Source organism: Stenotrophomonas sp. PS02300 (assembly GCF_029959395.1).
Classification (GTDB): Bacteria; Pseudomonadota; Gammaproteobacteria; order Xanthomonadales; family Xanthomonadaceae; genus Stenotrophomonas; species Stenotrophomonas maltophilia_AD.
The window spans coordinates 1-7,839 of sequence record NZ_JASCOP010000154.1 but is presented as its reverse complement, the minus strand read 5'-3'; the positions used below and the strand labels follow the sequence as shown (position 1 = coordinate 7,839).

The 7,839-nt window shown below is 69.2% G+C and carries 5 protein-coding genes; all 5 read right to left on the bottom strand.

The annotated features are described in order from the left end of the window. Positions 1-64: 64 nt before the first annotated feature. Positions 65-1,531 carry a pyruvate kinase gene (gene pyk / locus QMX79_RS18640; RefSeq protein WP_068853848.1) on the bottom strand — a complete coding sequence of 489 codons (1,467 nt, stop codon included), beginning with the start codon at positions 1,529-1,531 and terminating at the stop codon, positions 65-67. 158 nt (positions 1,532-1,689) lie between these two features. Next, positions 1,690-2,328 (bottom strand): HAD hydrolase-like protein, encoded by a 639-nt coding sequence (locus tag QMX79_RS18635; RefSeq protein WP_282248110.1) that lies wholly within the window; start codon positions 2,326-2,328, stop codon positions 1,690-1,692. Further along, entirely contained in the window at positions 2,325-3,500 is a 1,176-nt protein-coding gene (locus tag QMX79_RS18630; RefSeq protein WP_282248109.1) for a phosphoglycerate kinase, read from the bottom strand. Before QMX79_RS18630 ends, QMX79_RS18635 begins: the two co-directional genes overlap by 4 nt. Positions 3,501-3,598: 98 nt before the next feature. Next, complete coding sequence (locus QMX79_RS18625; protein ID WP_282248108.1) at positions 3,599-4,948, bottom strand: DUF3999 domain-containing protein; 1,350 nt, start codon at positions 4,946-4,948, stop codon at positions 3,599-3,601. Then, on the bottom strand, positions 4,948-7,605 hold the full coding sequence (locus tag QMX79_RS18620; RefSeq protein ID WP_282248107.1) for a DUF2339 domain-containing protein: 2,658 nt from the start codon (positions 7,603-7,605) through the stop codon (positions 4,948-4,950). Before QMX79_RS18620 ends, QMX79_RS18625 begins: the two co-directional genes overlap by 1 nt. Positions 7,606-7,839 lie beyond the last annotated feature (234 nt).

The following is a 7,839-nucleotide window of genomic DNA, read 5'->3' as shown; positions in this document are numbered from 1 at the left end:
GGGCCCGGCGCTGCGTCATGGTCGCCGGTGGAGCCGGGCCCTGCCCGGCTCCATTCATCGGCACTTAGAGGTCGCCCAGACCGCTGGCGCGCCCGTCTTCACCTACTTCCAGCAGGCGCAGGGTATTGGTGGCGCCATGGGTTTCCATGTGTTCGCCGCTGGTGAACACCACGCGGTCGCCGGCCTGCAGCTGGTTGGCTTCCACCAGCAGGCGGATGCTGCCGCGTGCGGCTTCGCGCGGGGTGAAGCCGCGGCTGTCGAAGTTGATCGGGAACACATCGCGCATCAGCGCCATCTGGCGGCGGGCACCGTCGTGGCGGGTCACCGCGAACACCGGGGCCGAGGCGCGGAAGCGTGACAGGTAACGGGCGGTGCCACCGGATTCGGTCATCGCCACGATCGCGCGTACGCCCACGTGCTGGGACAGGAACATGGTGGCCATGGCGATGGCCTGGTCGGCACGTTCCAGGTTGCGCGGTGAGGCGCCGAAATCGGTCTCGGTCTGGAACTGGCGCTCAGCACCCAGGCAGATGCGCGCCATGGCTTCCACGGCCTTCACCGGGTAGGCGCCGGCGGCGGTTTCGGCCGACAGCATCACCGCATCGGTACCGTCGATGACCGAGTTGGCCACGTCCAGCACTTCGGCGCGGGTCGGGATCGGGCTTTCGACCATCGACTGCAGCATCTGGGTGGCGGTGATCACCACCTTGTTCTGGGCCAGCGAGGCCTTGATGATCTTCTTCTGCAGGCCCGGCAGTTCGGCATCGCCGATTTCCACGCCCAGGTCACCGCGCGCCACCATCACCACATCGCTGGCGTCGACGATCTCTTCGAGGTTCTCGATGGCTTCGGTGCGCTCGATCTTGGAGACCAGCGCGGCGTAGCAGCCGTGCGATTCGGCGATGGCGCGGGCGTCGTTCATGTCCTGCGCGTTGCGGCAGAAGGACACGGCGATGAAATCCACGCCGATCTTGGCCACGATGCCGATCAGTTCCTTGTCGCGCTCGGTCAGCGCGCCCAGCGACAGGCCACCGCCCTGCTTGTTCAGGCCCTTGCGGTCGGACAGCACGCCATCGTTGAGCACGGTGTTGACGATGCGCTCGCCCTGCACTTCCACCACCTGCAGCTGCATCAGGCCATCGTCGAGCAGCAGCACGTCACCGGCCACCACGTCCTGCGGCAGGCCCAGATAGCTCACGCCGACCTGGGTGGTGTCGCCGGCCGGCGCATTGGCCGAGGCGACCAGGTCGAAGCGGTCGCCCGCCTTGAGATGGATCTTGCCTTCGGTGAAACGCTCGATGCGGATCTTCGGGCCCGGCAGGTCGGCCAGGATGCCCACTTCCACGCCCACGCGCTGCGCGGCGGCGCGCACGTCGGCGGCGCGCTTGGCCTGGCCGGACGGGTCGCCATGGCTGAAGTTGAGGCGGACCACGTTCACGCCGGCGCGGAACAGATCCTCCAGCACGCCCGGCGGGTCGGTTGCCGGTCCGAGGGTGGCAAGGATCTTCGTACGGCGCTGACGCTCAATCATGGTTAAAGGGCTCCCGGGAAAGGATTGAAATTAGCACACCCTTCACGTCCCATGAATACGTTTACAGCATTGTCGCGCTTGGGTTTCACCGATGTCCTACAGGACATGACCGGACCGGGCCACGACATGCGGCGGCGTACGGAGCGCCGCCGCGTGCCTCAATCGATCAGCGACAGCAGCGCATCCGGCGTCGCGGCCAGGTGTAGCGCGCCGGCGGCCTGCAGTTCTTCGGCACCGCCAAAGCCCCACAACACGCCGATGTTGCGCATGCCGTGGTGGCGCGCGCCTTCGATATCCATGCGCCGGTCGCCGATCATCCAGCACTGCGCAGGCGGCAGCATCAGCCGCCGCAGCGCCTCGGCGACCAGCTGCGGCTTCTCGCTGCGGCTGCCGTCCGGGGTGGCGCCGATGACGTCCTCGAAGCACGCACCAAACGGCAGGTGCTCGACGATGCGCCGCGCATGCGGCTCGTTCTTGGCGGTGACGATCGCCAGCCGGTGGCCACGGTCGTGCAGCGCCTGCACGACCTGGCCGATGCGCGGGTAGATCTCGTGCTCGCGCCAGCCGACCACGTCGAAGCGTTCGCGGTAATACGTCACCGCCTGCTCCACCTGGGCCGGATCCTCGAACAGCGGCGCGAAACTGGTGCGCAGCGACGGGCCGATCCAGCGCCGCAGCTCCTCCTGCGGCGGCACCGGGCGCCCCATCTGCGTGAGCGCATGCGCCACGCACTGGGTGATGCCCACCGCAGAGTCGATCAGGGTGCCGTCGAGGTCGAAGAACAGCGTGGTGGTCATGCCCCTCGGGCTTCGAGCGCGGCCACTGCCGGCAGGGTCTTGCCTTCGAGGAATTCGAGGAAGGCGCCACCGCCGGTGGAGATGTAGCTGACCTGGTCGGCGATGTCGTACTTGTCGACCGCAGCCAGGGTATCGCCGCCACCGGCGATGGAGAACGCCGGCGAGGTGGCGATGGCCTGGGCCAGCGCCTGGGTGCCGTGGCTGAAGGATTCGAATTCGAACACGCCGACCGGGCCGTTCCAGACCACGGTGCCGGCCTTGGCGATCAGCCCGGCGTAGTGCTGGGCGGTCTGCGGGCCGATATCCAGGATCAGGTCGTCTTCGGCCACGTCAGCCACCGCCTTGACCGTGGCTTCGGCATCCGGGAGGAACTGCTTGGCCACCACCACGTCGGTGGGCAACGGAATATCGGCGCCGCGCGCCTTGGCATCGGCCACGATCTTCTTCGCGGTATCCAGCAGGTCCGGCTCGTACAGCGACTTGCCGACGGAGTAGCCCGCCGCGGCGATGAAGGTGTTGGCGATGCCGCCGCCCACGATCAGCTGGTCGACCTTGCCGACCAGGTTGGCCAGCAGCTCCAGCTTGGTGCTGACCTTGCTGCCGGCCACGATCGCCAGCAGCGGCTGGGCCGGGGCGAGCAGTGCCTTGGCCAGTGCGTCCAGCTCGGCCATCAGCAGCGGGCCACCGGCGGCGACCGGGGCGAAGCGGATCACGCCATGGGTGGAGGCCTGGGCGCGGTGCGCGGTGCCGAAGGCGTCCATCACGAACACATCGCACAGCGCGGCGTACTTGCGCGACAGGGCTTCGTCATCCTTGCCCTCGCCCACGTTCATGCGGCAGTTTTCCAGCAGCACGATCGACCCCGGGGCCACGTCCACGCCGTCGACCCAGTCGCGCACCAGCGGCACGTTCACGCCCAGCAGCTGCGACAGGCGCAGCGCCACCGGCGCCAGCGACTCGGCTTCGCTCCAGACGCCTTCCTGCGGGCGGCCCAGGTGCGAGGTGACCATCACCGCCGCGCCCTTTTCCAGCGCCAGCTTCAACGTCGGCAGCGACGCGGTGATGCGCTGCTCGGAGGTGATGCGGCCGTTTTCGATCGGCACGTTCAGGTCCTGGCGGATCAGCACGCGCTTGCCGGAAAGGTCGAGGTCGGTCATGCGAACGATGGACATGGGGCAGCAACTCTTTGGCGGAAAAGGAAAGGGCGCCGCGCACGGCGCAGACGCCCATTGTAACGGCCCCCCGGCGCGTAACGACCCACGGTCGTTACCTACCGCGCGTTGTTTCGCAACAACGTGGCCGCGAACCCGCCAACGATGAGCACCCCCAGCACCAGCAAGCCCCACAGCAGCCAGCGCTTCCAGTCGCGCACCGGCTGCACGGCGGCGTCGCCGCCCAGCGGCTGCGCGCTGCCCTGCGCCGTGGCCAGCGCCGGCTGCCACTGCGCGCCCTGCTGTTCGCGCAGCTGCGCGATCACCGTGCCCACCGGAGCATCGGTCCGCGCCGCACGTACGCTGCCGGCGGCCACGCTGAACGGCGCCTCGCCCTGGCTGAGGAAGACCAGCGCCTCGGGCTGGTAGCCCAGCCGCAGGGTAGGTGCGGGCATCGCGGTGCCCTGCGCGGCGGTCAGTTTCCAGTAGCGATCGCGCGTGGGCACCGCCAGCGACTGGGTCTGCGATTGGCGGCTCCCACCGGTTTCCTGCAGCTGGTATGCCACCCACGGGCCGGCACGGACCTGCCAGGGCTGGCCCGCATCGTCCCGGCTGAGCAGGGTCCACTGAACCACGCTGTTGTCGGGCGTGGCGATGCCCACCTGGGCGATCGGGAAGCGGCCATCCAGGGTGTACTCGAACTCACCCGGCTTGCCGGCGGTCCCGGTCAGCGCGCGCCATTGCCAGTCGATCGCCTGCGGTGCGGCCACGCGTTCGGCGTGCACCGCCGACAGCACCGGCAGCGCGTCGCCGCCGACCGGCACGATGCGGAAGTACTTCGCCTCCTGCCCGATCTCGATACGGCGCTGCTGCAGCCGGCGGCCATCGTGCTGCAGGTCCACCAGCGGCACATCGTCGGCCACGCGCTGCCACTGGCGCAGATCGTCGCTGGCATCCACCCGCACCCGTGCCTGCAGCGCGGCCGGTGCCTGCCAGTCCAGCCGCAGCGACTGCACCGCGCCGCGCAGCGCACTGGCATCCACCAGCCAGCCACCGGGCGCGGCACTGCCGACGCTGCGGCCCAGGCGTGCCTCGACCCGGCGCACGCTGCCGTCGGTGTTGCGTTCGGTCAGCAGCTGCAGGTCATCACCGCCGGCACCGGCCTGGGCCGGCAGCGGGAACCACGGCAGTTCCTGCCACTGCGCGGCCTGCGCCAGCGGCTGGTCGGCCGACAACAAGGCCGCCGGCAATGCCTGGCCCTGTGCATTGAACACCTGCACATCGGCCAGCTGCGGCGACACCGCGCTGCGGTACTGCGCCTCGCCCAGCATCAGCCGGTACGCGCCCGCCTGCGGGGCGGACAGCTGCAGCGGCCACTGTTCCCGATAGTCCTGGCGCGCGTCGGCGGCCCAGAGAACGGGGGCGGCGGCCAGTAGCGAGACCGCAGCAATCACACGGGAAAAGAGCATCACGACTGTGTCTCCAGCGGCGTTTCAGGCGCACGCGGCGGTGCCGGCGCCAGGTAACCCACGACCGTGCACAGCAGGCCGTAGGCGATGAAGGAAGCAATACCGAGCAGGTTGCCCAGGTGCTGGCGGTCGATCAGCACCAGCTTGGCCAGCACCACGCCCATCAGCACCGCACCGACCAGCCACAGGGCGCGTTGCCCGCGACGCGAGCCCCACACCCAGCTGATCACGCCCAGCACGCTCCAGACCACGGTCAAACTGGTCTGGGCCAGCGTGGACGACCACAGCCGCCCGTCCCACGACACCCCGCCCCAATGGTGCACGGCATGCAGGGTGATGCTGGTCAGCGCCACGAACCCGGCCACCGCCAGCAGCGGCACCCGCCGCGCCTGCAGCGCCAACGGCGCCTGGCCCCGCCACAGCCACACCGCCAACAGCGCCAGCACGGCCAGCTGCGCCAGCTCCAGCGGATTCAACACCGGCAGCCACGGCAGCGGATCGGCCGCGCCCTGCGCGAACAGGAAGCCCACCCACGCCAGCCCCAGCACCGCGAACAACGTGGCCTGCAGCGCATGCCGCGCCACGTTGAAGCGCTCGCCCAGCGGCAGCGTCAGCCAGCGCCAGCGCTGCAGCGACACCGTGACCACCACCAGCCACGGCAGCAGCGCCGCGGCCAGGGCCCACCCCTGTGCCAGCTCGAAGCGATCGGCCAGCCACGACGCAGCCAGCGACACCACCGTCGGCCACAGCAGCCACCAGACGAACTGCGCCGCCACCGCCGCCCGGTCCTGGCCACCGCGCAGGCACCACAGGCTGCGCACGCCCAGCACCGCGAACACCCCCCAGGCCAGCGCCCCGTACCCGGCGAACGGCTGGCGGTGGACATCGGCCTGCCACAGCGCCAACGGGAACGCGCACAGCAGCATCGCCAACGTGGTCAACACCAGCGCCCGCGCCGGCATGCGCCGGTGCACCTCGGCCGCGATCCACGCGGTGACCGCCACCACCACCAGCAGTGCATCCGGGCGCGTGTCGAACACCACGAACCGGCTGACCTCATGGCCCGCACCGCCCAGCCACCACAGCAGGCCCCACAGGTAGTACACGATGGCCGGCGCGTCGCGCCCGGCACGGCGATAACTGAAGGCCGACGCAAAGCCCGCCAGCGCCAGCAGCAACCCACTCATGAAGGTCGGATTGGCAATCGCGGTGGCATCGTGCAGCCAGTAATCGGCGCCCACCACGAACCCGAACGCGGCCCCCATCTGCAGCAGCGCACCGGCAATCTGCGGCAACCACCGCTGCTGGCGCAGGCCCAGCCAGACCAGCGCCGCACCTTCCAGCGCAAACACACTGGCCGTCGCCCGCGCCGACAGCGCCAACGGCACCGCCAGTGTCGCAAAGCCCACCGCCAGCACCGCATGCGACTGCCCCAGCGCCGCATAGCGCTCGCGCCGGATCAATGCCCACGCCAACCCCGCATACAACGCCGCCAGCCCCAGCGCACACAGCGCCAGCAGCAACCGGTCGTCGTGCAGCATGCCCGCCTGCAGCGAGAACGCGATCAACGGCGTACCGAACACCAGGCTGCCATCGACCAGATCGCGCTTCTCCGCCGGCTGGCGCCGCGCGTAAAGAATCGGAATCAGCAGATAGAACGCAAAGAACAGCAGCAGGAATGGCTCGGTACTGGCGAACTTGTCCGCGTTGTACTGCATGACGCCCCAGGTGGTGCCAATACCGAACGTAAAGGCAAAGCCCAACAGGTTCAGCGCCCGCCACGGACGCCACCACGCAATGGCGAAAATGGCCGCATTGAGCACCGCGTAGTACGAGAACAGCGCCACATGGTTGCCACTGCCCGTGGACAACCAGATCGGCGCCATGAACCCCGCCAGGATGCCCAGCACCGCCAGCGTGCGCGAATTCTGCACCACCGCCAGCACGCCCATCCCCGCGATCAGCAGGATGCTCAGCGCGAACGCGATCCCCGGATCCAGCAGCTCATAGCGCTTGAACGCCGCAAAGATGGTCAACAGCAGAATGCCGATCGCCCCGCCCTGCAACGCCAGCGCAAACATCCGCCGGCGCTCGCGCTGCACCCAGCCGAACACCAGGCCCGCCAGCGCACCGGCCGCAATCGCCGCCAGCCGCAGCTCGATCGGCGCATTGAGCCAGCCCTGGTCGCTCGCATACTTCAGCAGCGCCGCCACACCCGCCAGCAACACCAGCATGCCGATCTTCACCGGCACATTGCCCTCGGTGAACCAGCGTTTGATCGTCCCCACGATCCGCTCCCCCAGGTCCGGCCCACGAGGCGGCGGCGGCACAAAGGGCTCAGGCCCGGCGACAGCAGCAGAGGGAAGCGGCGGCGGCGCAACCCGCGCAGCCGCAGCAAACGGCTCGGGTACAGGCTCGGCAGCAGCCAGCGGAACCTCCGGCGCGGGTGCCCGCGCGGCCACGGGGGCCGGCGCATAAGGACGCTCCTCCCATGCAGCACTCACCGCAGGCGCGGCCGCCGGAACGGCACTGTCGCCACGCGCCTGCTCCAAGGCCGCCACCCGCCGACGCAGGCCGGAAATCATCACCAACGCCACGATCAGCAACACCGGCACGGCCAACAACACCAGTACCGCCAGGACAATCAAAGCTTCCATTCTGCGTCATCCTCAAGGGAACGCCACGGCCCATCAAGACAAGCATGGCGCCAGCGGCAGCGGGATCATGCTAACTGAATCGGGGGGAAGACCGCTCAGCGAGGTACCCGCCGCTTTCCCATGGCCGCCGACCTACCGTCAAGGGGTCGCCGGGTGCGGGGGTACGGGACTGTCAAAAACATGGATGTTTTTGACAAGCCTCCATGGATGGATTCACGGCGTGTCCCGTACCCC

Bases quoted from the DNA above. Each gene is read 5' to 3' on its own strand.
- pyk (WP_068853848.1), bottom strand. From the start codon at position 1,531: ATGATTGAGCGTCAGCGCCGTACGAAGATCCTTGCCACCCTCGGACCG.
- QMX79_RS18635 (WP_282248110.1), bottom strand. From the start codon at position 2,328: ATGACCACCACGCTGTTCTTCGACCTCGACGGCACCCTGATCGACTCT.
- QMX79_RS18630 (WP_282248109.1), bottom strand. From the start codon at position 3,500: ATGTCCATCGTTCGCATGACCGACCTCGACCTTTCCGGCAAGCGCGTG.
- QMX79_RS18625 (WP_282248108.1), bottom strand. From the start codon at position 4,948: ATGCTCTTTTCCCGTGTGATTGCTGCGGTCTCGCTACTGGCCGCCGCC.
- QMX79_RS18620 (WP_282248107.1), bottom strand. From the start codon at position 7,605: ATGGAAGCTTTGATTGTCCTGGCGGTACTGGTGTTGTTGGCCGTGCCG.